This window comes from Streptomyces sp. NPDC017979 (genome assembly GCF_044328175.1).
In the GTDB taxonomy this organism is placed as follows: domain Bacteria; phylum Actinomycetota; class Actinomycetes; order Streptomycetales; family Streptomycetaceae; genus Streptomyces.
In genome coordinates this window covers 99011-125458 of sequence record NZ_JBIRGU010000009.1, presented here as the reverse complement: position 1 = coordinate 125458, position 26448 = coordinate 99011, and the positions used below count along the sequence as shown (strand labels likewise).

Sequence of the window (26448 nt, the reverse complement as noted above, 5' to 3'; positions counted from 1 at the left end):
GGCGCCCGGTCCGATGGACAGGGCGCCTCACCCGTTTCCGTCTCAGTTTCCGTTTCAGTTGGCCGGTACGAGAGCCCCGGCGGGGCCGTCGTCACCATCGTCCGACCGGGCCCCGTCCGGCTTCCAGATGAGTCCGTCGACCTGTCGGGCGACATCCCTCCGGACGGAGTCGACCATGTGCTGATACCTGGCGGCCATGGCCGTGGTCGACCACCCCATGAGCCCCATGACCGCTCGCTCCGACACGCCAAGGATCAGAAGGACCGTGGCAGCGGTGTGCCGGGCGTCGTGCAGTCGGCCGTCTCGTACCTTCGCGTCGGTCAGAAGTTCCTTCCAGTCGTCGTAGTCCGTTCTGGGGGACGTCCCCCGCCCGGTCGGCGTCGCGAAGAGCCAGCCTTCCTCTGTCCAGTCGTCGCCCGCCGTCGCCCGCTCGTCTGCCTGCTTGGCCTGGTGCATCCGCAGCAGGTCTACGAGCTGGGAGGGCAGACCGACCGCCCGTCGCCCCGCGCGGGACTTCGTGTCGGCCGTCTCGGGATTGGTCCGCTGACGCTGCGGGCAGTAGCCGGCTTTCCTGCCGCAGGTGTCTTCACACCCGTGGGCGTAGCGGGGCCGCCGCCGGCTGCGGCGGACCATCAGCACGCCGCGCTCAAGGTTCACATCGGCCCACTTGAGTCCGAGCGCTTCACCCTGCCGAAGGCCCAGAGCGAGAGCGACGGCCCAGCGTGCGGAGTTCCGTCCCTCGTCCGCCGCGCGCAGCAGCCGCTGTACCTCCTCGACGGTGTAGGGCTCTACCTCCTCCTCGCTGACGCGAGGCGCCTTGGCGAGCTGCACGGGATTCCGCGCGAGGTGACCACGCCGTACCGCCTCGTTGAGCGCGGTTCGGAACGTCCGGTGAATCTGGTGGATCGTTCCGGCCTTGCGGCCGTCGGTCTGCATCCGCCCGTAGAAGAGCTCGATGTGCTCGGGCTTGAGCTTGTCGAGTCGATGGGCACCCAGCGCGGGGATCAGGTGCTTCCGCACGGCGACGCCGTATCCCACCATGGTGTTCTCGTTGACTGCGAGCGGCGCGATGTTCTCCACCCAGTGGGTCAGCCAGGTCTTGACCGTCCAGGGCCGCCCCGCCTTGCGGATGGTCCTGGCGTCGCGCTGCTGCTCCAGCTCACGGACAGCGGCCGTCGCTTCGGCGCGCGTCTTGCGCTCCACGTGGCGGCGGTCCGGCTTGCCGTCGTCGCGGATGCCGACGGTTACGCGGCCGTGCCAGCGGCCGTCCTTGCCGAGGTAGATGGAGCTGCGGCCGTTGGGCTGCCGCGTGCGCTTCTTCTCGTTGTTCGCTTCGGTCATACGTGTGCTCCTCAGGCAGCGGTACGGGTGTGGCGGCGGCGCGAGACGAACTCAGGTACGGCGTCGGCGGGAACCCTGCGGAGGTGGCCGACGGTGATGGACTCCAGCTCTCCGGAGCGGATGAGTCGGTAGCAGACGGTTCGGCCGATCTGGAGGCGACGGGCCGCCTCCTCGACGGTGAGCAGGCTCAAGGTCTGGTCCATGGCGGGCCCAGGAACGGCGTCCAAGGGGTACCTCCCGTACGGTCGGCCCGTCCCCTGTAAGTCCGCTACATCCGCTACGACCGCTACGCCGCAGGTCAGAGGCGGGTTTTGCGTAGCGGAGGGGGCGGGGTGTAGCGGAGGGGTCCGCTACAGGGCGGGGCCTGTAGCGGGTGTGGGTGTGCTGTAGCGGGGGTGTAGCGGCTGTGGGACGCCTCAGCCGCTACACCGTTTGCGCTGGTGGGAGGGGGTCTATTCGGTGGGCGTAGCGGATGTAGCGGATCCGGCCCCGGGCGGGGGGCAGTACCGCTGCCACGCGTCGTGAAGGTCTGCGGCGTAGTAGCCCTTGACGACCCCGGTTCCAGTGCGGATGTTTCGGGCTCGGATCGGGGTGTTGTCCGCGGTGACGTACTCCCCGAGTTGCTTGGCGAGCTGGCGGGAGTCGAGCGGGCGCCCGTTCATGTCAGCCCAGGGGGCTTCGTCCATGGCGCACAGGCCAGCGACGATCTGCGCGGTGGGCATGCGGTCCGCTTCGCAGAACACGGTGTCGCGTAGGTCGGTAAGCAGCCTGATACCGAGCGACGCCTTGTCCCCTGCGGTGGCGGCGGTGACCAGTTCGATGCAGGCGGCGCGTGCCCGCTCGGGCCAGTGCCCGCCGGCCGCGTCAGCGATGGCGAGCAGGGGTTCCCAGACGTCAGCCGGGCGGTCCGAAACCCCGTCTGGCATCTCGGGCCACGCTCCGGTGACGTCGTCACGGATGCTGTCGGCCCACTGGGCGAGCTGGTCACGCAGTGCGTGTCCCTCGGGTTCGTGGATGCGGGAGCGGAAGGCTTCTACCCGCTCGTTGGGGGCGCGGCGGCGCATCCGGATGACCACGGAGCGGGTCAGGATCGTGTCGGGTAGCCATCCCAGCCCGGCCACCGCGACGGCCGCGTACGAGGGGAACGCCTGGACGGTCTGCGTGCTGCCGTCGCCGACGCACCAGTACGACACCCCGGTACGGCGGTGCCCTGCGTTGAGCAGTCCACGCAGCTCTTCGTTGTCCTTGGCCTTGGGGCCGAAGACGGTGTCGATCTCATCGAAGAGGATGGTGGGGCGGGCGTCCATCCCGGACACGGCCCGGAACAGTGCCGCGGGGCTGGCGTTGACCGCGACCATCGGGCTGGGGACGAGCGTCCCGCAGATCTCCAGCCCCCGGGTCTTGCCGCTGCCCGGTTCGGGGGAGAGGAACGCCAGCCGGGGGGTGGACTCGAAGCAGTCGAGCAGGTGGGTGTGCGCGTTCCACAGCACGACCGCGACGTACGCGGCCTCTCGGGGGAAGACGTTGAACCTGCGGTGGAACGCCTCCACGGCGTCGAGGAGTTTGGCTCCGTTGATGGCGGTCATGCGGCGGCCCTGCCTTCCTGGTTGTGGTGCGGGCAGACGTCCCGGTGGTGGGCGTGGTCGGCGATCAGGTCGAGCGTGCGGCGGTGGCCGACGGCGTAGAGGTCGCGTCCGCAGGCGCACCAGGAGCGGGCGGTGGGGGTGGTGCCGCGGCCGGGGGCGACGATGTGGAGTCCGCCGACGATCGTGCGTCCGTCGCTGGTCGGGTGCGGGTCAGGGCGAGAAGCAGAGACGACGCCTTCGGCGGCGCTTTTCGGCGCGCTACGACCGTCGGTTGCCCGGGTGGGTTCGGCGGGGCTGGTGTTGCTGGGGGGAGAGGAAGAAACCACCCGCGCGCGCCTTCCGGGGGCGGTCATGCGGCACCCGTCCCGGTGAGTCCGTTGGTGACGGCACGTTGGGCGTAGGCGTGGGGGACGCCGACGGCGACGGCCGCGGCTACGAGGTGGGTGGCGAGGGTGTCAAGGCCGCAGGGCCCGGGGCACTGGCGGTGCTGGGCGGCGAGGAACCGCGCAACACCGAAAGCCTGGCTCCCGGCGCCGGTTTCGGTACGGGCCCGGATGAGCGCCAGCCCCTTGTCCAGCCCGGTTTGGACGTACCGGACGGTGTGGCGGCAGCCAGTCGCTACGGCCGCATCCCACACGGCCCGCACCGGAGCTGCGGCAGGTCCGCGGGCGGGCGTGGTGTCTTCCTTCACGACGAGGGCGCGCACGGCATCCGGCAGCGCGGTCATGCAGCCATCGCCGGGGCCCAACCAGCGGGCGTACTGCATCAGGGACTTGACGTCCACGCCCGCCCGAACGGCGTTCGCGGACCGCATGGTGCCCTGGTAGATCCAGTGCTCACCGCGCGTCGTGGCCACGGTCCGCGTCGCCGGCAGCGCGGCACGGGCCCATTCGACCGCGGCCACGTTGTCGAGGTCGACGACGGTCAGCCCGGCGCCGCCGGGGTGGTAGGCCACGACGTCGGCGTGGTGCCAGTCAGCCGCCCACTGGAGCGAGGTGAGGACGCGCGGGTTGGTGGTGGCGGCGGCCCAGGCGTGGCAGGGCAGCGGGCACCGGCACGGGCCCGGTACCCGCATGTTCGGGCGCCCCCCGCACGCGGTGTCCCGGCAGTCCGGGCAGTTCGCGGGGGGTCGCTTTGCCCGCAGGGGAAGCACGGGTACCCCACGGTCGGCCAGGTCGAGGGCCGTGCTCAGAAGGGTGTTCATGCGGCGGCCCCCAGTCCAGTGGTCGGGCTGCCGGGCTGGGGCGGGAGGCTGTTGAGGACCCGGGTGCGCCACATCAGGGCGTAGTCGATGCAGTTGGCGCAGTTCAGGTGCGTGTGGCCGGGGAGCGGGGGGCGGCGGCGGGCGTGGGAGCTCCAAGCGGCGGAATCGGCGGAGGCCAGCAGATGGCCGACGCGGGCCAGGCCCAGCGTCTTGAAGCCGAAGCCGTGCAGCCGGTAGCCGCGGGCGGCCATGGCGGTGACGATGGCCGCGCCTTGGCGGGTGGACTGGAGACGGCACACCGACCCGAGCCCGACGATCGGTTCGGCGCGCAGGTTCACGCCGTAGGACTCGTAGAGGTCCGCGCATTGGTGGTACTCGGGGATGGTGCTGCCTTGCAGGGTGGGGATGATCCGCAGGGTGGGGGCGATCGACCGGAGTTCGAGGAAGTTCCGGACCGTTCGGCGCTGGTGCTCGGCTACGGACAGGTGGGTGCCTGCGAAGGTGAGCGGTCCGGCCTGCCCGCCGTTGATGATGAGGTCTTCGCACATCCAGTCTTGCCCGGCTGCCCAGTCGTAGGGGCCGACGTGTTCCCAGATGCGGCGCAGATCCTGAACGTACTGGCGGGGGGTGCGGGTCCAGCGGCCGTGTCGCTGAAGCTCGGTGAAGCCTCCGGAGTCGACCGCGTAGCGGCCCCGGGGCTGGAGGGGCTTCACAGCCGACGCGAGATGCTCGGACTTCAGGAACAGAGCGACCGGTGTTTCCCGCAGCCAGTGCTTCTTGTGGGTGGTGAGGTAGAACCGCATCCCCGGGTTGTTGGTGGCCGGGAGCTCCCGGCTCGGGGGCGTGGCCCCTCGCGCGAAGGGGGTGGGCTGGGTCATCCTGGATGCCTCCAGTTCCTCTGTTGAGTTGTGCTGGATGAGGGCGGCCCGGTCTTTGGCGAGATGGCGGGCCGCCCTCGTGCGAGTGGGCTACGGGAAGGTGCGGGTCTTGGCGAGGAGGTAAGTGCTGCCTGCTTGTCGCAGGGCGGTGTGAGCGTCCCGGCTGGAGTCGCGGCCAGTGTCGAGGGCGGCTTCGACGTCCGGTGCGAATGCCCCGTCGCGGGTGGGCCCCAGGGGGATATCGCTCAGTTCGATTGCTGCCCACGCGGCTTGCTCGCCCAGGTCGACCAAGGCCGTTCCGCGTGCGGTGAGGGCGAGGCGGTCACGGGCGATGGTGATTTCGGTCCGGAGTCGGAACCGGGCGTCGACCTGCTCGGGTGTCTCCGGTTCCCCGGCCCGCAGTCGGGCGATGGTGAGCCAGTGGTGTTCGCGGTAGCGCAGGATCGCTTCCAGCAGGGCGATGAGCGCGTCAGCGACTTGCTGTTGATGTCGTTCGGCGCGGGCGGCACGGTCGGTGCTGCGCTGGGTGTAGGTGGCCAGCGCGCCGCCGGCGAGGGTGCCGAGTACGGCGATGACCGCGGTCAGCACGACGACTCCGGGGCGTTGAGGGTGCGCGGGATGCTGCTGGTGGGGATCTGGGCGCGGATGTAGGCGAGGGTCTGGCCGGGGGTCTTGCGGGAGCGGTAGATGCGGGGGGTGGGGCAGTTGGGGATGGCGGCGGCGATCTGGCCGGCCAGGGCTTGGGTGACGCCGTCACGGGCGATGAGGCGGATCTCAACCTCCTCCATACCGGGCGGGTGGTTGTTGGTGCGGCGGGCAGGCTGTCGGGCCATGCAGGTGCCTTCCTAGTCGTTGCCGGTCTGGTGGGCGATCCAGCCGGGGCAGGTGTTGTCGGGGCAGTCGCAGCCGCCGCAGTCGTCGCAGATGTCGCCGGTGCAGTCGTCGCAGAGTTCGTGTCCGCGGCAGCCGTCGGAGGCGCATTCGTCGCAGTAGTCCACGGGGGCTCCTACAGGTTGGGGATGGCGTTGAGGACTGCGGTGGTGAGCTGGTTGATGGGGGTCGCGGCGCCGGTGGAGGCGAGGAAGAAGCCGAAGCCGGCGGCGGTGAACGCGCTCCCGGGGGTGAGGCTGTGGGAGCGGAGGAGGAAGTAGAGGATGAGGCCGAAGATGGCGACGAGGGAGATGGTCACGGCCATGCCGGACCCTCCTTTCGGCGTGCTGGGCGGGGTGTGGGCGGGTGGGGGTGTCCCCCCTTTACCCCCGTTACCTCGCAGGTCAGAGCCCTTTACCTGCCCCTTGACCGGGGTAAAGGGGGCCCGTTACCTGGGCGGGGGTGAAGATCACCGCGCGGCGGGGTGTGGTGGGGGTGTTCGCGGGGGCGGGGGTAGGGGGTCCCCCCTTTACCTGCCGGTGGCGAGGAGGAGTTCAGCGGGGACTGCGTCTTCGATGTCGCGGCGTTGGTAGCCGGCGCCGTTGCTGCCGCTGATCTTGACTTGCTTGCTGGTCCGCTTCACCCCGGCTGTCTCCAGCTCGGCCGCGAGGCGTTCGGCGGTGAAGTCGCCGTAGACGTCTTCGTCGAGGTTGACGAGGGCGGCGAGGAGGTCGGTGGTGAACATGCGCGGCGTGTGCCGCATGACCTCCAGCACGTCCGAGACGATCGCGGGCACGGTGACCCCGGCGGCGTCGGCCGCGGCGGTCACGTCGCCAGCGGCGTCCCCGGTGAGCTGCCCGGCCTGCTCACGCAGGGCGCGACCCTTGCGGCACAGGGCGGCGAAGGTGGGGCCGTCGAGGTAGTCGGCCCGGACCGTGACGTAGGAGGCGGGGCCGGTGACCAGCACGCCGACGCCCTTGTGTTCCTCGGACAGCACGGAGGCGTCCGCCCCCTGGGCGGCCTTGCCCTTGCCGAGGACCATGTCACTGCTGGTGCGGTCCACGACCTGCGTGGAGTAGCGGATGGTGATGATCTCCCGCAGCTTCGGCGGTACCGACTCGGCGTCCGGGCGCTGGGAGGCGAAGTTGCAGATGAAGCCGGCCGCGGGCCCGCGGCGGGCGATGCGGCACAGGTCGTTGATGACCTGCTCACGGTCCTCCCGCTCCATCGCGGTGAAGTACTCCTGCAACTCGTCGATGGTGACGAAGATGACGGGCAGGTTGTACTTCACGGAGATGTCGGGGGTGAGCTTGCCCTCCGGGCACACCGAGGTGGGCAGGTCCCGGAGCAGCGCGAAACGGCGCTCCATCTCAGCGAGGAGTTCCGCGAGCATGGCCTTCAACGCTTCGATGGCGTCGTCTTCGGCTCCCATGACGAGGCGGTGGGCGACGGCTTTCATGGGCATCCAGTCGGCGCCGCCCTTGCCGTCGGCCACGTAGTGACGGACGTAGGCGTCCAGCAGACCGGCCGCGGTCAGCAGGCGTTGGGAGAACGTCTTGCCCCGACGGGGCAGGCCGCCGAAGAACATGGACTGCCACATCACCGGGATAGCCACCCGGGTGCCGCGGGCGTCTTGGCCGAACGGCACGGGTTCCCAGATGGAGAACCGTTCGGCCTTCTCCAGCGGGGACGGGTTCGGGGTGCCGAGGTAGGGGTCATCGTCCGCCACCCACATGCTGACGCGGCCCGCGTTGCCGCCCTTCGCGGCCCGGACCCGGGACATGATGACCTGGATCTCATCGACCCCGAGTTCCTGGGCGATGACCTCCCGTTTGGCGAGTACGTCGGAGGCGGTCTTGCCGCCCCCGCGGGGCAGGTCGAAGATCACAGCCCAACCACGGCCGTCACGCACCGGGCCCATGCTGCACGACACCTTCGGCCCATCCTCGTCACCCTTGCCGCTTTTGAGGAGGCCAGCGGCGCGCAGCGCGTCGTTGAGCTGCTGGGCGGACATGTCCACCCGGAGCGGGGGCGCCGCCTGATCCAGCAGGCGGGTTTCCTTACCCCGGCCCAGGTGCGCCAACGGCACGATGATGGCGGCCCCGACGCCGACCTGAGCCAGCGGCGGGATGAGGGCGACGCCGACCGCGGCAGCGGCGGCAGCGGTGGCGGCGGCGCCGAATCGCCAGCGGCGGGTACGGGTGCGGGCGGCGTGCGCGATCTGGAGCCGCACCGCCAACTCAACATCCTCCGGCCGGGCTTTCGACTGCGCCCGGAGGGCTTTGACCGCGGCGGTGTGGTCTTGCGCGGACAGGGTGGGCCACAGGCCCCACACCGCGCGGAAGAAGCCCCGCGCCGCCAACGCCACGGCCTTCACCAGGTACTTCGGGGTCCGGATGCCGTGGTAGCGGGAGTGCCACCACGCCAACCGGCCCAGCGCCGCGGTGTTGGCCTTGACGGACTCTGCCGAGCGGGCCCACACCGGAAGTACCGGGCCGTCCGGCACCGTCAGCCAGTCGGCCAGCGGGTTGTCCGGCCGATCAACCGCCTCCACCTCCGGAGCGGAGGCGCCGTCGGTGGGCTTGAGGAGGGACACCGGCCCACCCGCACGAGCAGTCCGGTGTTCGTCCAGGTCGTGAACGCTCCCCATCACGGGCGGGGGCGCTGTGGATTCCGTCATGATGGAGTTCTCCGATCCCGCCCCACGGGCGGTCGATAGGGGGCATGGGCCCCGGGACGGCCGGTGCTTGCCGGCAGGTGGCCGTCCCGGGGCGCCTCTACTTCTTCTTGCGGGCCGCCTTCGCCTCGCGCTCCTCGCGCTTGCGGGCGCCCTCGATGACCTTCTCGACCTTGCGTTCCAGGTCGCCCTGATCCACGACGCCGCCGCGGACGCGGTCATCAGCCAGGCCGCGCTTTGCCATCCGCAGCACCAGCCACGCGACCTTTGTCTTCTCGCCCGCGGTCAGCTTGGGCTCGCGCTCCTCGGTCCGTGCCATCGCAGGTCCCCTCTCCGGGCCGGGGCTGTCCCAGCTCCCCGCCCACCCCCGGGCGCGTCTGACTCGGGGGTGGGCAGGCAGCCGGTCAGCTCACCGCTTCTGCTGGTTCTGGTTGGTGCGGAGTTCGCGGACCAGGAGCAGGAGCACGACGCTCCCGCCGGCGACCGCGAGTGCGGTGACGGCGATGGCGAGGAACATGCCGACGGCGACCGCGCCGCAGGCGCACACCGCGCCCGCGATGGCGAGCATCTGACCGGTGCTCCGGTGCGTGCGGGCCGGCGGCTGGGTGTGCTGGCACCCGCAGCCGCCGGCGTGCTGCTGGGCCTGGGCGGCTTGAATCGCGGACAGCATCAGAGCGAACTGTTCGCCCTGCTTGGCGGCTTCTACCGCGGCGGCGGACGCTGCGGTGATCTCGTGGCCTTCGTTCACGGCCGCTCCCTTCTGGGCATCGTCACGCGGCGGTTGAGGTGACGGGGTGGGCGCATTCGACGCACACTCCGAGCGAGGTGGGGATGCAGTAGTCGTGGGTGGTCCGGCACTGTGGGCAGGTGTGGCGGGCGAGCATCGCCAACGCCAGCGCACCCCACTTGCGGGACGTCATCGGTCGCACCGGAAGCGCCAGGTCGACCCGGTAGAGGTACGCGACCAGCGGCGGACGACTACGGCGGCGGGGCCGGAGCGTCTGCGCGGCCACCTGCTGACCTCCGGGCCGCAAACCGCGGGCCCGGAGTTGGCGGCGGGTGGCGTAGCCGTCGGGGGCGCAGCGCCAGGGGTAGGTGGGGATGCCGTGGCGGGCGCCGGTCGGGTCGAAGCAGTCGACGCGGTTCATGCCGCACCGTCCTTGCCGACCGCGGTCTGCCGTTCGGCCAGGAGCGCATCCCGCAGCCGTCGTGCCCGGGCCGGCGCGACGTGCAGCGCCAGCCGGATCTTCTCGGCCGTCACCTGCGTGTCCGGCATGCCCGCGGTCAGGGTCCGAGCCTCGTCCAGCAACTCCGCATCACTGCGCCGCGGGTGTCGGGTGCGGGCCGCGGTCGGGACCTTGCCAGTGACCCTGCGCGGCCGTCGGGTGTCGGCGGCGATCGCCTTCCGCGGGGTCGATCCGACCGGCACGACTGGCGCCGATTCGTCGAACAGATCGAAGTGCCGAACGTGGTCGGCGCGGTAGGGATTCGGCTTGTGGATCGGGGTCGACTTTGTGGCGGTGGGGGCGACCGGATCGGGCATCGGCAGCCGATCCAGACGCACCACGGGCGGGGTCGATCCGTCCAGGTCAGAGGTAGACCGATTCAACATGGGATCGGTCGATTCCTCCGCATTCGCGCTGGGGAGGGTGGGGCGGTCATCCAGCGGGACGATCGGGCCCCACACCGGGAGCTCCCACCCCGTGGCGTCGGGGGTGTCGGAAGTGGTGACGCTGGCGAGCGCGCGGCCGGTCGATTCCCCCCGTCGGGCGCTCTCCAGCTTCTCCCATGCAGTCGACAGGGACCGGGCGGTCTTCTCCTGGATCTGGGCGACGTCCGCGCCGGCCCGGGTGACGGCCTTCAGGCGCGTCTGCTCGCTGCTGGCCGTGGCCCGGAGCCGTGCGCGGGCCTTGGCCGCTTCGTCCCGGGCTGTCTGCTGGATGCCCTGGATCGTGTGCAGCGCGCCGTCCGTGAGCGCGGTGCGTTCCCACAGGCCGTGCACGACCCACGCGGCCTTGGCCGCCAGCGGCAGCCACGCGACCGCCAGCCACGCCGCCGGTGACTGCTCGCCCAGCGCGTGGGCGACCAGGACACCGGTCGCCACGGCACCGAAGCACCAGCCGATGACGGTCACGGGGGTGGAGTGGTCGCCCTGGGCGGCGAGGCGCCGTTCGTAGGCCAGCACCGTGAGCCAGCCGCCATCGATCCCCAACCCGACGACCAGCGCGACGGGCCACGGCATCACCGGGCCCAGCCACATCATGACCACGGCCAGGGTGAGCACCATGCTGACCGCGGTCATCAACCGGGCAGGCAGTGTGGACTTCGCCTTCACGCGGCACCCCCGAACGAGAGCACTGCGGCGGCCACCAGCAGGCCACCAGCGACCGCGATCAGGTCGACCGCCCGCCGCAGCCGGCGGTACTTGACCACGGCGAGGCGGGACAGGCCCGCGATGTCCGCGCACCGCGTGTCGGTCCGCAGTTCGGCGGCGATCTCCTCGGCCGTCTCGGTGGCCCAGAGCGGGAACCCGTGACGGCCGGAGATGTTCGGACGCACGGCGAACAGCAACAGCCCGATGACGACCAGCAGCACGCCGACACCGGCACCACCGACCAGCAGCGCGGGCAACGACAGGTCGGCGTCCTTCGCGACCGTCCACACTCCCGCCAGCCCCGCACCCACGAACGCCAACAGCAACGACGTCTTCGTGTCCGTCCGAGCAATCTCGGCCTTCACCTCAGCGTGCGCGGCACCCACCGCGTCATACAGGGCGCTCACGCCGCACCCCCCGCCAGGCCCGTGCCCGTGCGGTTGGCCAGGTCCCGACGCGCGGCCAGCACACGGCGCCGCGCCCGGCGGATCCGCTGCTCGTCCACCTGGGTCGGCGTCCGGTCCAGGGTGATGATCCGCGCGTCCAGCCAGTCAACCGCGGCCAGGATCAGCGGCATCTCGGCGTCGATCGCGTCCAGCTCCGCATCCGTCGGCTCCAGCCACGGCTCAAAAGCCGTCGCTGCCTCCGCAGCGGTGATCGTGACACCATGCTCCATGGGTCGTTCTTCTCCTCTCGGGTGAAACGGCCCGTACCGAACCCCCGGTGCTCCAACACCGGGGGTTCTCGCCGTTCATGGGGTGAGGTGGGGCGTACGCCTACTTCTGGGTGATCGTGATGTCACCGCTTGGCTCGTAGCCCCTGCTGCGCAAGCTGCGCTCGACCGTCTCCTTGGCGGCATGCGGCGAAGACGCGTTCAACGTGCCGCTGGCCGTGCTGGTGGTCGCGCCAGGGGCCAAGGTGTCGACCAGCTTTTCGGCGGTGAAGCGGTACTTCGGCACGAGGTTCTCCCTCGATTTCAGGTCCGGCTTGTTCCGGCTCCCCTCAGCGCCGCTCGTGCGAGACGAGCGGCGGAGGCAACCGGCCGCAGCAGGTACTTCGGCGGGCCGTGTGGCGGCTACTTCACGGGCGCGCAGTCGACGCAGGTCGTGGAGTCGCACAGGTCGATACGACCCAGCCGCAGCGCGGTCGTGACCTTGTTCGCGACTCCTCGCGCCCGCTCCCCGCCGACCGTCACGGCCGCAGCGTGGATGCGCCGCGTGGCCTGCTCCCGCAGGCACGCACCAGCAGCGGCAGGCTTCGTCATTCCGAACATCAGGAACCCCCTTGCGGCGGCCCGGGACCTTCCCGGTTCCCCCCGCCTCGCCCGGCCAGGTCCCGCAAGAGCAGGCCCAGACGGGCGAGGAGAGGCAGCCGGCCGTGGTCTGTGCCGCGGCGGATGAGCGGACCTAAAGACGCGGCGCCGCCGGCCGGTCCGATGCCGGCGGCGCCCAAGTTCTTCGTTGCTTCATGTCGGCCTCCATCGGGGCGGACACGGGTGCGTGGTGTAGATCGCGATCTCTGCCCCTGTCTCACCGCACGTGAAAGGACTCCACGGCCACCCGGTAGCGGGCGAGCCGGAGCAAGGTGCTTGCTACTCGTGCGGCAGGGCCTGCGGCTTGTCGCAGATGCCTGTCTTTCTGTGTGTCCACTGTTCAGTTCTCAAAGGCCAGGCGCTTCCTTCGAGCCGTCTCACGAGCTCTCCGGGCACGAGAGGCACACTTGAACTAGCTGCACCTCTTGCTCAACTTGTTGGTACAAGTTGGCTTGCAGGAATAGATTGCACTCCTAGCGGAGCGCCGTCAAGAGATTCGGAGCAACATGTACCAACAAGTTGGTCGAGTGCGTCATGATGAGGGCATGAGCAAGCAGCCCAAGTACCGCCAGGTGGCCGACAGCCTTCGCCGTGCCATCGATGACGGCACCTACACGCCCGAGAAGAGGTTTCCGTCAGAGAGCGAACTCATGGATCAGTTCGGGGCGTCACGGAACACCGTCCGCTCCGGCCTGGGCCTCTTGGTGAGCCAGGGGCTCATCACGTCCAGCCAGGGACTTGGGTACGAGGTGGTGAGGCATGAGGTGTTCGAGCTGAACGCCTCGCGCTCCGAGAACCTGAGCTTCTCCCAGAACGGCGACGCCTACAGCACCGACGTAACCAACGCCGGGCGACGGCCGCACCAGACGTTCCGCGTCGAGGTGACCCCGGCGCAGGCGTATACGGCTGAGCGGTTGAAGATCACCACGGGTGCCACGACGGTGCTGCGGTTCTGCCACCGGTACGTGGATGATGTGCCGTGGTCGACGCAGGCCACCTACTACCCGGATTGGCTCATCGAGCAGGCGCCCCGCCTCGCAGAGCCCGGCGACATCGCAGAAGGGACCACGCGCTATCTGGCGGGCCACGGCATTGAGCAGATCGGCTACTTCGACGAGATCTCTGCTCGGATGCCCACCCCAGAGGAAGCGCGACTGCTGGAGATCGGCGCAGGCGTCCCTGTGATCTTGTGGACGCGTACGGGGTACTCAAGCGAACGTCCCGTTCGGTGCACATTCACCACGCTCCGGGGAGACCTGAACCGCATGAACTACGAGATCGGCGACTTGGCCGGCCGACCCGAGAGCGAGCCCCAGTGATAGTCGAGGCTGCCAACGAGGGCGACCTTCAGGCGCTCCTCTCCTTCCGGGAGGAGGCGGCGGCATGGCTGCGGACCATGGGGTCCGATCAGTGGAGCCGCCCCTACCCGGCTGACCGCCTGCGCGCCACCATCGAAGGGGGCACCGTCTTCATGGTTCGCGACGAAGGGGCCACCGTCGCCACGATCACCCTTACCCCCGAAGCGGAAGAGGGGCTGTGGACGGATGCCGAACTGGCCGAACCCTCGATCTACGTGAACAAGCTGACCGTGGCCCGCGCCGCGGCGGGGCGGAACGTCGGTGGGCGCCTGCTCGACTGGGCAGGGGATCGCGCGTACCGAAGCGGAGCGAAGTGGCTCCGACTCGACGCGTGGACCACTAACAAGGGGCTCCAGGACTACTACCTGCGGCAGGGGTTCGAGCACATCAGGACCGTCCGGGAAGGGGCGGCGGTGAACGGCGGACCGCGCGTATCCGGGTGGCTGGCCGTTCGGCCCACTCGACCCGCTGACCATGGGTTCCTCGACCGCACCCCGGATGTCGACGACTGACGGCCCGTCTCAGTTTCCGTCTCATTCATAGCCGTGCAGGCTCGTTCATCGGTGTCCAGACGGCCCGTTGCAGGGCGTCGATGAACGGGCGTGAACAGCCCTGAACGACCCTCTGACCAGCACGAACAGACCTCGAAAGCGAGTGTGGCGCAAGTCACCGAGGGTTCAAATCCCTCCGCTACCGCTTCTGACACCCCCTCTGATCTGTGGAAACATGATCAGAGGGGGTGTTTTGTGTATGGGCAAGTCAACATGGCGGTCATCCCTCCTCTGCCCCCTTGCCCCGGGAGTTTCAACGAAGCCCAGTGCGACAGATTCCGTCGAAGTAGACTTAGACGAAATCCGTCCTAGTCGATGGGCTGGAGTTCCAGTGAAGAGCAACCTGCCGACCAAGCCGGATGATGTGGTGGACCGGGACCGGGAGTGGGGTCTGCTCGCAGATTTCCTCGCTGACCCAGATCCCGCGATGCGGCTCGGCATCGTGTCGGGGCGGCGACGGCACGGGAAGTCGTATCTGCTGCAGGCGCTGTCCGAGCAGGTCGACGGTCTGTACGTGACGGCAGTCCGGGAAGAGGGACGGCTGCCGGCGATCCAGCGGTTCAGTGACGCGGTCGCCGTCCGCGCCGGCCTGCGGCCGGGGAGCCTGCGGCTGACGGACTGGCGTGATGTGCTGTCCAACGCCCTTGACGTGACGGCGCGTGCGCCGCATCCGATGCTGGTGATCGACGAGCTGCCGTATCTGCTCCAGCACTCACCCGAGATCCCGGGGCTGCTTCAGCAGCTCTACGACGAGCGTCAGCGCGGCGCCCGGCCCGGAGACGGACCGGGCCCGCGCTTGATCCTTTGCGGCTCCGCGATGAGCGTCATGCACGAACTGCTCTCGGGGACGAAACCGCTGCGCGGCCGGGCTGTCGTCGACCTGCGCCTCGGACCCTTCGACTACCGGGGCAGCCGGGCCTTCTGGCAGATCGAAGACCCGCTGACCGCACTGAAGGTGCACGCGGTCCTCGGCGGTGCGCCCGGCTACCGGCCGGTGGCCGCACGTCCGCATCCCGACGACGGGTTCGACGCATGGCTCGCCAGGACGCTTCTTGACCCGGGCCGGGCGGTGTATTCGCGAACCGAGACCGAGTACCTGTTGCGCGAGGATCCGAGGATCACTCAGCACACGCTGTACTACGACACGCTTACCGCGATTGCGAACGGGGCCACCACACCTAGCAAGATCGGTGCGGCTCTGGAACGCCCGCGCAACGCCGTCGGACACCCGCTCGACGTGCTGGAGTCCACCGGGTACATCCAGCGGGAACAGGACATCCTCCGCACCCGGCATCCGGTCATCACCCTCGCTGACCCGGTCATCCGCTTCAATCAGCTGATCACCCTGCCGCAGGCAGCCGCCGTGGAGCAGGGCTTCGCCGAGCAGGTGTGGCAGCAGGCCGCCCCGACCTTCAATTCCAAGATCCTCGGCCCCCATTTCGAGGACCTGGCCCGCGACTTCACCCGCCGTTACGCCCATGCCCTCTTGCCCAGCGGCCTGCCCGGCCCGGTCGGTACGACCGAGGTTGCCGACCAAGCCGCCAGGACGAAGCACGAGGTCGACGTTATCGCCCTGGCCGCCGGCGAACGCCCGCAGACGCCCCGGGCGAGGATCGCACTCCTCGGCGAGGCCAAGGCGACCGCCGCCCGTCGGGGAACCGGCGACCTGCAGCGTCTGGAACACATCCGCGCCCTTCTCGCCGAACAGGGGTACGACACCGACAATGCCACGCTGGCCCTGTACTCCCTGCACGGCTTCTATCCCGACCTGACCGAACTCGCCGCTCGTCGCGACGACGTCCTTCTGGTCGACCTGCCCACCCTCTACGGCGAGTGAGACCCATCGCGGGCCGGCCCTCGGCATCCGACCCACCTAGCTGGGCACAACGGCGTCCGGCGTCGTGAACCGTGTGCTGTCCAGCAGAGGTCACGCCCTGCGCGGAGTCCGACGCGCGACATCCTTTGGCGCCTGCTCGACTCAGCGCGTACTCCCGGTGGACAAATCCACCGGGAGTACCTGCCCGAACAGGGCCGGTCAGCTGGACAACGGAACCTCAACCGGCTCCAGCGTGCGCAGAAAGTCAGTGAGCAGCACTCGCAGGGTCCGGCTCTCGGATTGCGCCGCAAGCGCCCGCCTGTGCAGCGCACTCGTGCTGCGGCCGAAGTGTGCCAACACGTCCTGCGGTGGCCAGGCCACCGTTGCCTGCTCGAAGGCCCGCGCACTCAGCTCACGGCCCGCCGCCCCCTGGGCAAGTCTCGCCAGCTCAGTGCTTCTTGAGCGAATCGAATGAAGCAGCCACCACATGTCGCGCTCCCGCTCCGCACTCACCGCGAGAACACCGCGGCTCACTTCGGCGGATACCCGGCCGAGGGCCACCGACACCCGCCCGTCACTGGGAACCACCAGCACAGGACCCAGAGCATGCGACAGATCCGACACTTCCATGGTGTCGATGTACGGCAGTGGACTTCTCAGTACGTCACCGGGTACGACCCATTCCTCGCCCTGCGGAACAGGCGAGGGCCGTGCTGTCTTCCCCGTCCGAGCAGTTCGGACAACATCCTTGAAAGTCCTCTCGGACCAAGTCTTCTCGTTCACTGCAAGCGCGCCGAAATGAGCATCCGCGAGTGCGACCGCCGTATGGGCAATCCGCTCGTCGACCTGGATCCGTTCCTCAATGGCGCGGACAATGCGCAGGGCACGATCACGTTCCTCCAGAGGCGGCATCCCAACAGGCAGCTTCCGCAGTGCCCTCAGACCGAGCGTGCGCTGTGCGGTACCCGCCGACTGGGCTTCGCACCACGCACGGATCGCGGGCATGGTGAACCAGACCCGGAGCCATTGGGCGATGCCCGGGTCGGCACAGCGGACGAGGGCCACCGAACGGGCCACGGCCCATTCCTCGTGCTCCGGCCTGGTCACGACGGCTTCACCGATCCGCCCCACGAGAACAATGAGCAGATCATCGGAGCGTAGGCGGGTCTTCGGGTGGGCATCGGCGACTTTGCGCTCCACACGGAAGACTTCCGAGCACTGGATACGGCCGTCGGCGATGTCCCCCGCCCGGAGCATGGGGACACCATCCGGGTCGACTCTGCCCGGACGGTTGATCCCGTACCCGAGCACCTCAACGCCGGGCAGATCGGCGAGCGCTGCCCACTGCGAACCTTCGCTCACCATTCCCCCAGAGCGTCCCGGAGTTCCTGCTCCAGGCGGGCGGCCTGCGCAAAGTGCTCATAGAGGTCTTCCGTCAGTTCGCGCACGCGCCGCTCATAGCCACCTGGTTCGATGTCCTCCGCCACCGGCGCGACATGACGTTCCGGCAGAACGCTGAAGTCCGCTTCCTCGATCTCCTCCAGGGTGATGGTTCGGCACCACCCCGGCTCGTTCACCTCGCCGGACTCCGACCAGTCGCGGAACGTCGCGAGGATCCGCTCGGCGTACTCATCGGAGAGAGTGCGCCTGCCTCGACTCACCGGCACACCCGCTTCCCGCGCGTCGATCATCAAAACGCGCTTCCTGACGGAAGCGGGTTTTGCCTTGCTGAAAATCCACAGACAGGCGGGGATACGGGTATGGGGGAAGAGCCCGGGAGGCAACTGGACGACCGAAGACAGTACGTCATCGTGGACCAGTCCAGCGCGGATACGCCGCTCGGCACCACCCCGGAAGGCCGCTCCGTTCGCCAGCAGAATCCCGGCACGCCCGCCGGCGTTGAGTGAACCCAGCACATGCTGCACCCAGGCGAAATCAGCGTTGCTCCGGGGCGGCGGTCCATAGCGCCAAGGCGTGAACCGAAGATCCATAGGATCCGGCAAGCGCATGCTGAAGGGTGGATTCGCGAGGGCTATGTCATGTTTCCCGCCGGTTTCTGAGCCATGCATAAGGCTGCTCTCGGGAGTGAGGCCCCGCTGCACGTCCTTTTCCAGGCCATGGATGACCAGGTTCATTGCCGCGACCTGGCGTGTGTGGGCGTTGATGTCCTGGCCGAACAGCCGGAGTCTGGGCTCATGCTCATGGTCATCGTCACCCGAGGGCAGAGCGGAGCGCGTCCTCACATACTCTGCGGCCGCGACGAGGAATCCGCCCGAACCGCACGCCGGGTCATAGACCTCGTCATCAGGCGTCGGCGCCATGAGTTCCACCAGCGTCCGGACGACGTCGCGCGGCGTGTAGTACCCACCGCCCTCCCGATCCTCTGAGAATCGGGCGAGGCACTGCTCGTACAAGTCCCTCGGTGCGGTTTCCCCGACCGCTTGGTCCAGGGCTACAACAAGGTCCCGCAGCGCCCGGTCCATCTCGCGACCTCCAGAGGGCGGCAGTCCGAGATCGAGGTGGAGCTGTCCGTATCCACCGCTCCAGGCGCGCAGTGAACGCTGGACAGAATCCCGGATGCCGTGGAACTCGTTCACTTCGCGGACCAGCCCTTGCCAGGTCGGACGCCCCTGGGCTGCCTCTTCGGGGACGTCCGAGACATGGCGCAGGAAGACCGCGGTCAGGATGAGCTTCTGTACGGCATCGACGGTCATGTCACCACGCAGCACGTCCACTGTCCGCCACAGCCAGTCAGCCTGGGACCTGGTCTCTCTCATCACAACCACCATGCCGAGTCAAGGGCGAAGGGAGAGCACGATCGCAACGGCGATCGTGCCGACCGCAAGGAACGCGCCTCCCCCGTACTGCACGGAGCCGAGGACATCCCTGTTCCGTGCGTACTCGATGATGCCCGCCAGCAACGACAGGTTCAGCGCCACTGACAGCGCGAGGCACCACGCCCCCACCGAACTCACTCTTGAGCCACCCCCACAGCCTCTTCTTCCGAGTACGCCCAGACGGTATCAGCACAGCACGCGGCGCGGGGTCTAGAACAGCAGACAGTTTGGGGTCTGTATCTCATGCGTCGTGAAGGAGCGAATGGACATTTCGCCTGACTGGCCAAAAAAACGAGGATGCGGGCCCAAGTCGCGCCATCGCCCCGAACGGATCTTGGTCCCCGACCTTCGGCTGGACGGGATGCCGCTTCGGGGCGGGCGGGGAGAACGAGCTGTGCTGGCTCCGCGCGGTGGTGCGGTCGAGTGGGTTCGGGTCTGGCGCGGGAGTGGCGCGGAGGGCGTCGGGGCGAGATCGGGGGAAGCGGCTACGGGGGGACTGCCGCTTCCCCCGTGTGCGACCGGCCACAGGCCCGTGTCGCGTCGGGGGAAGCGCGCGGCACGCGGCCCCGCAGTGGGAGCCGGTCGCCCGGCCGCGGGATTCCTGCCAGATCCGCGCGGTCCGGTGCCCATACTGCTCCTCGCGCGGGCGGGAATCGGGCGGCAAAGGGCCCCGATGGTCGGGCCCTTGGTCCATAAACGCTCGGTTAGACTTCCGCGATCGCTCACGGGGAACGTCGAGAGGCAAGGGGCTATGGCGCAGGCGAAGAAGGTCGTGCTCTGGATGCTCGTCGTTTTCGTGCTGTACACGATCATCAAGACCCCGGAAAGAGCCGCGGACCTGGTCCAGATAGGCTTCCAGGGCATATCGGACGCGGCCGACAGCATCGGTGAGTTCATGACCGAGCTGGTCACCTAGGACCCGGGCACGGGTCCCGGCGCCGACGGGGTCGTACGTACGTCCCGGGCGGCGGGGAGGCCGCCGTCGCCCCCGCACCCGGTCGAACGGCCGGCCACGCACCGGAGGAGCGCTGCATGATCCGCCACCTGGTCCTCTTCAAGCTGAACGAAGGCGTCGAGCGGGACGAGCCGCGCGTCGTCGCCGGGGTCGAGGCGTTCCGGGCGCTGGAGGGGGAGGTGCCGGAGCTGGTGCAGTGGGAGTGCGCGTGGAACATCTCGGACCGCCCCATCGCGTACGACTTCGCCATCAACTCCGCCGTCGCCGACCGCGATGCGTTGAAGCGCTATCTGGAGCACCCGGCCCACCAGGCGGCCGCCGGCCAGTGGCGGGCGTTCGCCACGTGGGTGATCGCCGACTACGAGATCTGAGCGCCGTTCAGCAGCGCGTTCGATCCCGTTCGAGGTCGTTCGACGGCCCCTTGCCCCAGAGGCAAGGGGCTTTTTGAGGTTTGAGGCCCAACTTGCCCTCAACACGGTGTTATCTGGTGCTTGCACACAGTGGACATGTCTTGTGATGCTATGACCGCTTTTGACGGATGAGTTGACCGTAGTTGACCGCAAAGGGGTGGCGTCATCGTGCCGGCCAGTACCGCGCCTCAGCAGGCGCCGCCTCAGAACGAGCGCCCGGCCGTGCCACCGTCCGCCCAGGCCCCCGAGGACGAAGCCGACAAGGGCGTCGTACGGGCGGGCCGGCGGACGGACGGCCCGGCGGACGGGGGCGCCGCAGAATCTCCGGGCGGACTCGTTCGCAGCCCCGACGGCGGTCCCGACGGCGGTCCCTCGGACGGACCCGCTGGTGAGGAGGGTGCGCCCGTCCGTCCCCAGAGCCGGGGCGCCGACACCCGGGCGCTCACCCAAGTGCTCTTCGGCGAACTCAAGGGGCTCGTCCCCGGCACCCCGGAGCACTCGCGCGTCCGGGCCGCGCTGATCGAGGCGAACCTGCCGCTCGTGCGGTACGCGGCGGCCCGGTTCCGCAGTCGCAACGAGCCGATGGAGGACGTCGTCCAGGTCGGCACCATCGGGCTGATCAACGCGATCGACCGGTTCGACCCCGACCGCGGGGTGCAGTTCCCGACGTTCGCGATGCCGACGGTCGTCGGCGAGATCAAACGATACTTCCGGGACAACGTGCGCACCGTGCACGTCCCGCGCCGGCTGCACGAGCTCTGGGTCCAGGTGAACGGCGCCACCGAGGACCTGACGACGGCTCACGGCCGCACCCCCACCACCGCCGAGATCGCCGAGCGGCTGAAGATCGGCGAGGACGAGGTGCTCGCCTGCATCGAGGCGGGCCGCTCCTACCACGCGACCTCGCTGGAAGCGGCGCAGGAGGGCGACGGGCTGCCCGGGCTGCTCGACCGGCTAGGGTACGAGGACCCCGCGCTCGCCGGCGTCGAACACCGCGACCTCGTACGGCACCTGCTCGTCCAACTCCCGGAGCGCGAGCAGCGGATCCTGATGCTGCGCTACTACAGCAATCTGACGCAGTCGCAGATCAGTCAGGAGCTCGGCGTCTCGCAGATGCACGTGTCAAGACTCCTCGCCCGGAGCTTCGCTCGATTGCGATCCGCAAACAGGATCGAAGCGTAGTCGAAACGGGTATAGACCTTTCGGGAGCTCTTCTGCGGGGCGTCGCACGCGTACCTGCTGTTTCCTGCATCGTTTCCTTCATCACTTGTCGACATGTCACTTCAGCGCGTTGCCGACATGTGACATTCTGCGGATGACGCGTTTGCGGCAGGCCCTGTGCCGGTATCTCAGGGGCAGGCTGCGTTCCTCCGTTGGTCGCGGCCACCGCGACCGACCGCGACCTCAAGGGGGTGGCATGTCCGTAGAACAGGGCAGCTCGAAGGTGCTCACGCTCACGCCCGCGCCCGTGCTCTCGCCCACGTCAGAGCAGTTGTCATCGGTGTCGGCGACGGACGAGACGCTGCCGAAGCCGTCGGCGTCGCTGTCCGCGGCCGACTCCCCGCCCGAGCCGAGTGCCGACGCGGGCGACGGCGGCGGGGCCATCGACACCCGTACGCTCTCCCGTTCGCTCTTCCTGCGACTGCGCGCGCTGGACGCCCAGCAGGCCGGCGACAGCCCGGAGCGCACGTACGTCCGCGACACCCTGATCGAGCTGAACCTGCCGCTCGTGCGGTACGCGGCGGCCCGGTTCCGCAGCCGGAACGAGCCGATGGAGGACATCGTCCAGGTCGGCACGATCGGGCTCATCAAGGCCATCGACCGTTTCGACTGCGAACGCGGCGTGGAGTTCCCGACGTTCGCGATGCCGACGGTCGTCGGGGAGATCAAGCGCTTCTTCCGCGACACCTCGTGGTCGGTGCGGGTGCCGCGCCGCCTCCAGGAACTGCGCCTCGCGCTGACCAAGGCGAGCGACGAGCTCGCCCAGCGCCTCGACCGTTCGCCGACCGTGCCCGAACTCGCCGCGGTGCTCGGGGTGTCGGAGGAGGAGGTCGTCGACGGGCTCGCGGTGGGGAACGCGTACACCGCGTCCTCGCTGGACTCCCCGTCGCCGGAGGACGAGGGCGGCGAGGGCTCGCTCGCGGACCGCCTCGGTTACGAGGACACGGCGCTCGAAGGCGTGGAGTACCGCGAGTCGTTGAAGCCGCTGCTGGCCAAACTGCCGCCCCGCGAGCGGCAGATCATCATGCTCCGCTTCTTCGCGAACATGACGCAGTCGCAGATCGGCGAGGAGGTCGGCATCTCGCAGATGCACGTCTCCCGGCTGCTGACGCGCACGCTCGCGCAGTTGCGCCAAGGACTGACCGCGGACTGACCTCTGGCTGATCGTGGACTGACTGCGGACTGACTGCGGACCGATTGCGGCTGATCGCGGAATGACCACAGACTGACGCCGACCCGGGACCCGGGCGTGACCGGCACCAGCCGGACCGACCCGGCGGCATCGAAGCTGCCGACACCGCCGGCGCGAGGGGCACTTGTGCCGTCCGCGCCGCGGGCCTCCGCCGACGGCTTCCTTATTGACGGTGCGTCAGGCACACTGGCGCGATGCGACGACGACGTCAGAGGGCAGTCCTCGCGGCGGCGGCGCTCTGCCTGGGCGGAGCGCTCACCGCATGCGGCGGGAGCAGCGACGGCGACGGATACGCGGCGGTGGGCGCGGGGACCGAAGGGGCCCCCGACGGCGCGGTCCCGCCGAAGGGCGAGATCGAGCTGATCCCGCTGGAGCCCGGAAGTCCGTCCGGCGCGTCGTCGAAGTCGACGGGGCCGGGGTCCGGCTCCGCCACCCCGCCGTCCCCGAGCGCGGGCACGACGTCCACACCGCCGAGCGGCGGATCCGGTGCGTCCGCTTCCGATGCGTCCTCTACCGGCGTGTCGTCTTCTGGTACGTCGCCTTCCGGTACGTCGCCTTCTGGTGCGGCGCCCGGCACCTCATCCGGCACGTCCGGCCCTCCCGCACCACCCGGCGCACCTGGTACGCCACCGGGCGCCCCCGGCGCCCGCCCGCCCTCCACCGCCCCGACCTCCCCTCCCGGGCCGCGCCCCCCGGCCGGCCCCGCCGCGCTGACGGTCGGCGACCCCGTCCGCAAGGAGCTGGACAAGAGGTGGTGCGAAGAGGTCACCGTGGAGTTCCGCAACTCCGGTGGCACGGCGGTCACATCGGGCACGGCCACCTTCGAGACCCACGTCATCGGCGCCCTCGGCGTCGACTGGGCCACCATCAAGACCAGTCAACCGCTGCCCGCGCCGATCGCGGCGGGGGCGAAGCGCACGCAGGCGTACGCGGTGTGCGTGGACGCCTGGCGCGTACCGCTGGGGATGCGCATCGAGACGCAGGACGTCACGGCCGTGTGGAAGTAGCGAGCCTCCCGGGCCGACCCGGCAGGCTCCGGAGCCTCAGCCCAGGGCGAGCCAGGCGACGGCGCCGAGCACCGCGATCGCCGCGACGACCCCGATGATCAGCCCGACCCGGGGCCCGGACTGCGGCTCGGCGGCCCGTCGACGCCCCTCGGGCGCGCCCTCGTCGACGAACGCACGGAACATCTGCGTGCTGCCCGCGGGGTCGTGACCGCCGTCGGGGCCCTGGCCTTGGGGAGTCTGGGGGTGGTGTGCCATGGGCCACGACCCTAGCGAAGCCGCCCGCGCCCGCCCAACCCCCGGCCGGCCCCCGACCGCGTCGCCCGCTTCTTGGCCGGCCGCACCCGGCCAGCGGTGAAGGCTTTGGGGTTCCTTTACCCCCGCAAGCCCCATTTCGTTTGCCTAGAGCAACCAAATAAATCTATGGTTGCTCTAAGCAACAACTGCACTCAGCTTCATCGAGGGGGAGGATCCCGGGTCATGGCAGCTCAGGCGCTGTACGCGGAACTGGCCCGTCAGCTCAACGCGATCGGCATCCTGCGCCGCGGTCTGCTGCGCGCGCTGCCCACCGACTGCCCGTCCGGCCCCGCGGCCACCCTCTCCCTGCTGCACCGGCACGGCGAGATGCGGGTGGGCCGGCTCGGCGAGCTGCTCGCCATCGACATGTCGGTGACCAGCAGACACGTCGCGCACACGGTCGATCGCGGCTGGGTCGAGCGGGTGCGCGACCCCGCGGACCGGCGCTCCCGGATCCTGCGGATCACCCCGGCGGGCACGGCCAAGCTGACGGAGCTGCACGACCGCACGGCGGAGATGTTCTCGCACCGGCTCGACGGCTGGTCCAACGGCGAGGTGGAGGAGCTGATCGCGATGTTGTCGCGGCTGCGGGACTCCTTCGGCGCGGACTGCCGCGTTCCGCCGCCGGCGCGGGCCGCGACCGCCGCCCCTGCCGTACGGCCAGAACCTGCCGTACGGCCAGAACCTGCCGTACCGCCGGCACCTGCCGACCCCTCCGCACCACCTGAACTCCCGCACGCCCACGCATGACCAAGGGGGCGCCACCGCACCGGACGTTCCCAAGACGACGTACGAGAAGGACACACATGGCTTCGACCACACGGGTCGGTACGGGGGGCGACGGCCGCCCCGTGCCGGCACAGCCGCACGCCGCCGACGAGAACGACACCGCCCCCATGAGCCACCGGCAGATCATGGAGGCCCTGTCCGGGCTGCTGATCGGGATGTTCGTCGCCATCCTGTCGTCCACGATCGTCTCCAACGCGCTGCCGCAGATCATCACCGACCTCGGCGGCGGCCAGAGCGGCTACACCTGGGTCGTCACCGCCGCCCTGCTCGCCATGACCGCGACCACCCCGCTGTGGGGCAAGCTCGCCGACCTCTTCAGCAAGAAGCTGCTCGTCCAGACGTCGCTGCTGATATGGATAGCCGGCTCGATCGCGGCCGGCTTCGCGACGAGCACGGGCATGCTGATCGCCTGCCGCGTCGTCCAGGGCGTCGGCGTCGGCGGGCTGACCGCGCTGTCGCAGATCATCATGGCCGCGATGATCTCCCCGCGGGAGCGCGGCCGTTACAGCGGCTACCTCGGCGCGACCTTCGCGGTGGCGACCGTGGGCGGCCCGCTGCTCGGCGGAGTGATCACCGACACCGAGTGGCTGGGCTGGCGCTGGTGCTTCTACGCCGGCGTCCCCTTCGCGCTGCTCGCCCTCGTCGTCCTCCAGAAGACCCTGAACCTGCCCGTCGCGAAGCGCCGGGTGAAGGTCGACTGGGCGGGCGCCGGCCTGATCAGCGCGGCCGTGTCGCTGCTGCTGGTCTGGGTGACCTTCGCCGGCGACCGGTACGCGTGGGCGTCCTGGCAGACCGCCGCGATGGTCGGCGGCACGCTGCTGCTCGGCGCGGCCTTCCTGTACGTCGAGACCCGCGCGGACGAGCCGATCATCCCGCTGCGGCTGTTCCGCAACAGCACCATCTCGCTGGCGGCCGTCGCCTCGCTCTTCGTCGGCGTCGCGATGTTCGCCGGCACGGTCTTCTTCAGCCAGTACTTCCAGCTCGCCCGGGGCCAGTCGCCCACGATGTCCGGCGTGATGACCATCCCGATGATCGCGGGCCTCTTCGTCTCCTCCACCGTCTCCGGCCTGGTCATCACCCGCACCGGGCGGTGGAAGGCGTGGCTGGTGAACGGCGGCGTGCTGGCCGCGGCCGGCCTCGGACTGCTGGGCACGATGCGCTACGACACCCCGTACTGGCACATCGCCGCGTACATGGCCGTACTGGGCCTCGGCATCGGCATGATGATGCAGAACCTGGTGCTGTGCACCCAGAACCAGGTCTCCGGGCGGGACCTGGGTGCGGCCTCCTCCGTGGTGGTCTTCTTCCGCTCCCTCGGCGGCGCGATCGGCGTCTCCGCGCTGGGCGCGGTCCTCGGCAGCCGGGTCACCCACTACGTGGAGGACGGGCTCGCGGCGCTCGGGCCCGAGGCCGCCGGCGCCGGCGCGGGCGCGACCGCGGGCGGCGGGATCCCCGACCTCGATCTGATCCCGGAGCCGGTGCGCACGGTGGTGGAGAGCGCGTACGGGCACGGGGTGGCCGACGTCTTCCTCTACTCGGCGCCGTTCGCGCTGGTCGCCTTCTTCGTCACCCTCTTCATCAAGGAGGTGCCGCTGAAGACCCGTACGGTCACGCCGGAGGCCGGCCCCGGGGGCGGCCCGGCGTCCGGGACCGCGGCGGAGGACACCCGTACGCGCACCGCCGACCAACCGGCGTGACCCTGCGGGAGCGTCGGTCCGTGCGGCCCGGTGGTGGACCGGTCGTGCTCCGCCCCGGGCCGCAGGCAGGCGGCGGGGG

At 69.7% G+C, this 26448-nt stretch carries 32 protein-coding genes and 1 pseudogene; 10 read left to right on the top strand and 23 right to left on the bottom strand.

The features are described from left to right. Positions 1-54 precede the first annotated feature (54 nt). The 19 genes and pseudogenes from ACH4E8_RS22925 to ACH4E8_RS22835 form a co-directional block, all read right to left on the bottom strand. Entirely contained in the window at positions 55-1341 is a 1287-nt protein-coding gene (locus ACH4E8_RS22925) for a tyrosine-type recombinase/integrase (protein ID WP_398451000.1), read from the bottom strand. Between the two features lie 11 nt (positions 1342-1352). Next, on the bottom strand, positions 1353-1544 hold the full coding sequence (locus ACH4E8_RS22920; RefSeq protein ID WP_398450998.1) for a helix-turn-helix domain-containing protein: 192 nt from the start codon (positions 1542-1544) through the stop codon (positions 1353-1355). 249 nt (positions 1545-1793) lie between these two features. Then, positions 1794-2927 (bottom strand): DUF3631 domain-containing protein, encoded by a 1134-nt coding sequence (locus ACH4E8_RS22915; protein ID WP_398450996.1) that lies wholly within the window; start codon positions 2925-2927, stop codon positions 1794-1796. Then, on the bottom strand, positions 2924-3253 hold the full coding sequence (locus tag ACH4E8_RS22910) for a hypothetical protein (protein ID WP_398450994.1): 330 nt from the start codon (positions 3251-3253) through the stop codon (positions 2924-2926). Before ACH4E8_RS22910 ends, ACH4E8_RS22915 begins: the two co-directional genes overlap by 4 nt. A 23-nt stretch (positions 3254-3276) precedes the next feature. Next, entirely contained in the window at positions 3277-4131 is an 855-nt protein-coding gene (locus ACH4E8_RS22905; protein ID WP_398450992.1) for a bifunctional DNA primase/polymerase, read from the bottom strand. Further along, entirely contained in the window at positions 4128-5009 is an 882-nt protein-coding gene (locus ACH4E8_RS22900; RefSeq protein WP_398450991.1) for a hypothetical protein, read from the bottom strand. Before ACH4E8_RS22900 ends, ACH4E8_RS22905 begins: the two co-directional genes overlap by 4 nt. A gap of 90 nt (positions 5010-5099) precedes the next feature. Further along, positions 5100-5597, bottom strand: a complete 498-nt coding sequence (locus ACH4E8_RS22895; protein WP_398450989.1) for a hypothetical protein — start codon at positions 5595-5597, stop codon at positions 5100-5102. Then, a complete protein-coding gene (locus ACH4E8_RS22890) occupies positions 5591-5842 on the bottom strand; it encodes a hypothetical protein (RefSeq protein ID WP_398450987.1) in 252 nt (83 codons plus the stop codon). Before ACH4E8_RS22890 ends, ACH4E8_RS22895 begins: the two co-directional genes overlap by 7 nt. A 12-nt stretch (positions 5843-5854) precedes the next feature. Beyond that, positions 5855-6007, bottom strand: a complete 153-nt coding sequence (locus tag ACH4E8_RS22885; RefSeq protein ID WP_398450985.1) for a hypothetical protein — start codon at positions 6005-6007, stop codon at positions 5855-5857. Positions 6008-6015: 8 nt separating this feature from the next. Next, on the bottom strand, positions 6016-6204 hold the full coding sequence (locus ACH4E8_RS22880) for a hypothetical protein (protein WP_398450983.1): 189 nt from the start codon (positions 6202-6204) through the stop codon (positions 6016-6018). 204 nt (positions 6205-6408) lie between these two features. Beyond that, positions 6409-8559 (bottom strand): FtsK/SpoIIIE domain-containing protein, encoded by a 2151-nt coding sequence (locus ACH4E8_RS22875; protein WP_398450981.1) that lies wholly within the window; start codon positions 8557-8559, stop codon positions 6409-6411. A gap of 97 nt (positions 8560-8656) precedes the next feature. Continuing rightward, a complete protein-coding gene (locus ACH4E8_RS22870) occupies positions 8657-8875 on the bottom strand; it encodes a DUF6257 family protein (RefSeq protein WP_398450979.1) in 219 nt (72 codons plus the stop codon). A 90-nt stretch (positions 8876-8965) separates the two neighbouring features. Beyond that, on the bottom strand, positions 8966-9304 hold the full coding sequence (locus ACH4E8_RS22865) for a hypothetical protein (RefSeq protein WP_398450977.1): 339 nt from the start codon (positions 9302-9304) through the stop codon (positions 8966-8968). Between the two features lie 22 nt (positions 9305-9326). Then, on the bottom strand, positions 9327-9704 hold the full coding sequence (locus ACH4E8_RS22860; RefSeq protein ID WP_398450975.1) for an RRQRL motif-containing zinc-binding protein: 378 nt from the start codon (positions 9702-9704) through the stop codon (positions 9327-9329). Positions 9705-10221: 517 nt separating this feature from the next. Continuing rightward, a pseudogene (locus ACH4E8_RS22855) lies at positions 10222-10891 on the bottom strand (protein spdB); the annotation flags it as partial. After that, complete coding sequence (locus ACH4E8_RS22850; protein ID WP_398450973.1) at positions 10888-11337, bottom strand: Pycsar system effector family protein; 450 nt, start codon at positions 11335-11337, stop codon at positions 10888-10890. The gene ACH4E8_RS22850 and the pseudogene ACH4E8_RS22855, both read right to left, overlap by 4 nt. Then, positions 11334-11606, bottom strand: a complete 273-nt coding sequence (locus tag ACH4E8_RS22845) for a DUF6284 family protein (protein WP_398450971.1) — start codon at positions 11604-11606, stop codon at positions 11334-11336. Before ACH4E8_RS22845 ends, ACH4E8_RS22850 begins: the two co-directional genes overlap by 4 nt. A 100-nt stretch (positions 11607-11706) precedes the next feature. Further along, positions 11707-11889 (bottom strand): hypothetical protein, encoded by a 183-nt coding sequence (locus tag ACH4E8_RS22840; protein WP_398450969.1) that lies wholly within the window; start codon positions 11887-11889, stop codon positions 11707-11709. 116 nt (positions 11890-12005) lie between these two features. Further along, positions 12006-12203: a hypothetical protein gene (locus ACH4E8_RS22835; RefSeq protein ID WP_398450967.1), complete on the bottom strand. Its 198-nt coding sequence runs from the start codon at positions 12201-12203 to the stop codon at positions 12006-12008. A 584-nt stretch (positions 12204-12787) separates the two neighbouring features. Here ACH4E8_RS22835 and ACH4E8_RS22830 point away from each other — a divergent pair. The 3 genes from ACH4E8_RS22830 to ACH4E8_RS22820 all read left to right on the top strand — a co-directional run bounded on the left by ACH4E8_RS22830 (position 12788) and on the right by ACH4E8_RS22820 (position 15988). Then, complete coding sequence (locus ACH4E8_RS22830) at positions 12788-13561, top strand: GntR family transcriptional regulator (RefSeq protein WP_398450965.1); 774 nt, start codon at positions 12788-12790, stop codon at positions 13559-13561. Beyond that, a complete protein-coding gene (locus tag ACH4E8_RS22825) occupies positions 13558-14112 on the top strand; it encodes a GNAT family N-acetyltransferase (protein WP_398450963.1) in 555 nt (184 codons plus the stop codon). The genes ACH4E8_RS22830 and ACH4E8_RS22825 overlap by 4 nt, the downstream gene beginning before the upstream one ends. 370 nt (positions 14113-14482) lie before the next feature. Continuing rightward, positions 14483-15988, top strand: coding sequence for an ATP-binding protein (locus ACH4E8_RS22820; RefSeq protein WP_398450961.1), 1506 nt, complete (start codon positions 14483-14485; stop codon positions 15986-15988). A 198-nt stretch (positions 15989-16186) separates the two neighbouring features. On the opposite strand, the gene ACH4E8_RS22815 is transcribed toward ACH4E8_RS22820, so the two are convergent. The 3 genes from ACH4E8_RS22815 to ACH4E8_RS22805 are packed head-to-tail and all read right to left on the bottom strand — an operon-like array spanning position 16187 to position 18942. Then, entirely contained in the window at positions 16187-17332 is a 1146-nt protein-coding gene (locus tag ACH4E8_RS22815) for a hypothetical protein (protein ID WP_398450960.1), read from the bottom strand. Next, positions 17326-18744 (bottom strand): N-6 DNA methylase, encoded by a 1419-nt coding sequence (locus ACH4E8_RS22810; protein WP_398450958.1) that lies wholly within the window; start codon positions 18742-18744, stop codon positions 17326-17328. Before ACH4E8_RS22810 ends, ACH4E8_RS22815 begins: the two co-directional genes overlap by 7 nt. A gap of 18 nt (positions 18745-18762) precedes the next feature. Beyond that, complete coding sequence (locus tag ACH4E8_RS22805; RefSeq protein ID WP_398450956.1) at positions 18763-18942, bottom strand: hypothetical protein; 180 nt, start codon at positions 18940-18942, stop codon at positions 18763-18765. 643 nt (positions 18943-19585) lie between these two features. Between ACH4E8_RS22805 and ACH4E8_RS22800 the strand changes: the two genes are divergently transcribed. The 5 genes from ACH4E8_RS22800 (at position 19586) to ACH4E8_RS22780 (ending at position 23589) form a co-directional block, all read left to right on the top strand. Beyond that, positions 19586-19720: a hypothetical protein gene (locus tag ACH4E8_RS22800; RefSeq protein ID WP_398451319.1), complete on the top strand. Its 135-nt coding sequence runs from the start codon at positions 19586-19588 to the stop codon at positions 19718-19720. A 116-nt stretch (positions 19721-19836) separates the two neighbouring features. Continuing rightward, entirely contained in the window at positions 19837-20130 is a 294-nt protein-coding gene (locus ACH4E8_RS22795; RefSeq protein ID WP_398450954.1) for a Dabb family protein, read from the top strand. A 207-nt stretch (positions 20131-20337) separates the two neighbouring features. Then, positions 20338-21351, top strand: coding sequence for an RNA polymerase sigma factor SigF (locus tag ACH4E8_RS22790; RefSeq protein WP_398450952.1), 1014 nt, complete (start codon positions 20338-20340; stop codon positions 21349-21351). Positions 21352-21586: 235 nt separating this feature from the next. Then, a complete protein-coding gene (locus tag ACH4E8_RS22785; RefSeq protein ID WP_398450951.1) occupies positions 21587-22543 on the top strand; it encodes an RNA polymerase sigma factor SigF in 957 nt (318 codons plus the stop codon). 233 nt (positions 22544-22776) lie between these two features. Next, positions 22777-23589 (top strand): hypothetical protein, encoded by an 813-nt coding sequence (locus tag ACH4E8_RS22780; RefSeq protein ID WP_398450949.1) that lies wholly within the window; start codon positions 22777-22779, stop codon positions 23587-23589. 36 nt (positions 23590-23625) lie between these two features. Here ACH4E8_RS22780 and ACH4E8_RS22775 read toward each other — a convergent pair whose 3' ends face one another. After that, entirely contained in the window at positions 23626-23844 is a 219-nt protein-coding gene (locus tag ACH4E8_RS22775) for a hypothetical protein (protein ID WP_398450947.1), read from the bottom strand. A gap of 222 nt (positions 23845-24066) precedes the next feature. On the opposite strand from ACH4E8_RS22775, the gene ACH4E8_RS22770 reads away from it, so the two are divergent. Both ACH4E8_RS22770 and ACH4E8_RS22765 read left to right on the top strand, forming a co-directional pair. Continuing rightward, positions 24067-24633 carry a MarR family winged helix-turn-helix transcriptional regulator gene (locus tag ACH4E8_RS22770; RefSeq protein ID WP_398450946.1) on the top strand — a complete coding sequence of 189 codons (567 nt, stop codon included), beginning with the start codon at positions 24067-24069 and terminating at the stop codon, positions 24631-24633. A gap of 56 nt (positions 24634-24689) precedes the next feature. After that, positions 24690-26369 (top strand): MDR family MFS transporter, encoded by a 1680-nt coding sequence (locus tag ACH4E8_RS22765; protein WP_398450944.1) that lies wholly within the window; start codon positions 24690-24692, stop codon positions 26367-26369. Positions 26370-26448: the final 79 nt, after the last annotated feature.

What these genes read in the sequence shown, in the direction of transcription:
- ACH4E8_RS22780 (WP_398450949.1), top strand. Translation starts at nt 22,777, where the DNA reads ATGCGACGACGACGTCAGAGGGCAGTCCTCGCGGCGGCGGCGCTCTGC.
- ACH4E8_RS22785 (WP_398450951.1), top strand. Translation starts at nt 21,587, where the DNA reads ATGTCCGTAGAACAGGGCAGCTCGAAGGTGCTCACGCTCACGCCCGCG.
- ACH4E8_RS22815 (WP_398450960.1), bottom strand. Translation starts at nt 17,332, where the DNA reads ATGGTGAGCGAAGGTTCGCAGTGGGCAGCGCTCGCCGATCTGCCCGGC.
- ACH4E8_RS22900 (WP_398450991.1), bottom strand. Translation starts at nt 5,009, where the DNA reads ATGACCCAGCCCACCCCCTTCGCGCGAGGGGCCACGCCCCCGAGCCGG.
- ACH4E8_RS22830 (WP_398450965.1), top strand. Translation starts at nt 12,788, where the DNA reads ATGAGCAAGCAGCCCAAGTACCGCCAGGTGGCCGACAGCCTTCGCCGT.
- ACH4E8_RS22860 (WP_398450975.1), bottom strand. Translation starts at nt 9,704, where the DNA reads ATGAACCGCGTCGACTGCTTCGACCCGACCGGCGCCCGCCACGGCATC.
- ACH4E8_RS22870 (WP_398450979.1), bottom strand. Translation starts at nt 8,875, where the DNA reads ATGGCACGGACCGAGGAGCGCGAGCCCAAGCTGACCGCGGGCGAGAAG.
- ACH4E8_RS22880 (WP_398450983.1), bottom strand. Translation starts at nt 6,204, where the DNA reads ATGGCCGTGACCATCTCCCTCGTCGCCATCTTCGGCCTCATCCTCTAC.
- ACH4E8_RS22915 (WP_398450996.1), bottom strand. Translation starts at nt 2,927, where the DNA reads ATGACCGCCATCAACGGAGCCAAACTCCTCGACGCCGTGGAGGCGTTC.
- ACH4E8_RS22800 (WP_398451319.1), top strand. Translation starts at nt 19,586, where the DNA reads ATGCTCGTCGTTTTCGTGCTGTACACGATCATCAAGACCCCGGAAAGA.
- ACH4E8_RS22920 (WP_398450998.1), bottom strand. Translation starts at nt 1,544, where the DNA reads ATGGACCAGACCTTGAGCCTGCTCACCGTCGAGGAGGCGGCCCGTCGC.
- ACH4E8_RS22770 (WP_398450946.1), top strand. Translation starts at nt 24,067, where the DNA reads ATGGCAGCTCAGGCGCTGTACGCGGAACTGGCCCGTCAGCTCAACGCG.
- ACH4E8_RS22875 (WP_398450981.1), bottom strand. Translation starts at nt 8,559, where the DNA reads ATGACGGAATCCACAGCGCCCCCGCCCGTGATGGGGAGCGTTCACGAC.
- ACH4E8_RS22925 (WP_398451000.1), bottom strand. Translation starts at nt 1,341, where the DNA reads ATGACCGAAGCGAACAACGAGAAGAAGCGCACGCGGCAGCCCAACGGC.
- ACH4E8_RS22810 (WP_398450958.1), bottom strand. Translation starts at nt 18,744, where the DNA reads ATGAGAGAGACCAGGTCCCAGGCTGACTGGCTGTGGCGGACAGTGGAC.
- ACH4E8_RS22775 (WP_398450947.1), bottom strand. Translation starts at nt 23,844, where the DNA reads ATGGCACACCACCCCCAGACTCCCCAAGGCCAGGGCCCCGACGGCGGT.
- ACH4E8_RS22905 (WP_398450992.1), bottom strand. Translation starts at nt 4,131, where the DNA reads ATGAACACCCTTCTGAGCACGGCCCTCGACCTGGCCGACCGTGGGGTA.
- ACH4E8_RS22845 (WP_398450971.1), bottom strand. Translation starts at nt 11,606, where the DNA reads ATGGAGCATGGTGTCACGATCACCGCTGCGGAGGCAGCGACGGCTTTT.
- ACH4E8_RS22835 (WP_398450967.1), bottom strand. Translation starts at nt 12,203, where the DNA reads ATGTTCGGAATGACGAAGCCTGCCGCTGCTGGTGCGTGCCTGCGGGAG.
- ACH4E8_RS22795 (WP_398450954.1), top strand. Translation starts at nt 19,837, where the DNA reads ATGATCCGCCACCTGGTCCTCTTCAAGCTGAACGAAGGCGTCGAGCGG.
- ACH4E8_RS22890 (WP_398450987.1), bottom strand. Translation starts at nt 5,842, where the DNA reads ATGGCCCGACAGCCTGCCCGCCGCACCAACAACCACCCGCCCGGTATG.
- ACH4E8_RS22765 (WP_398450944.1), top strand. Translation starts at nt 24,690, where the DNA reads ATGGCTTCGACCACACGGGTCGGTACGGGGGGCGACGGCCGCCCCGTG.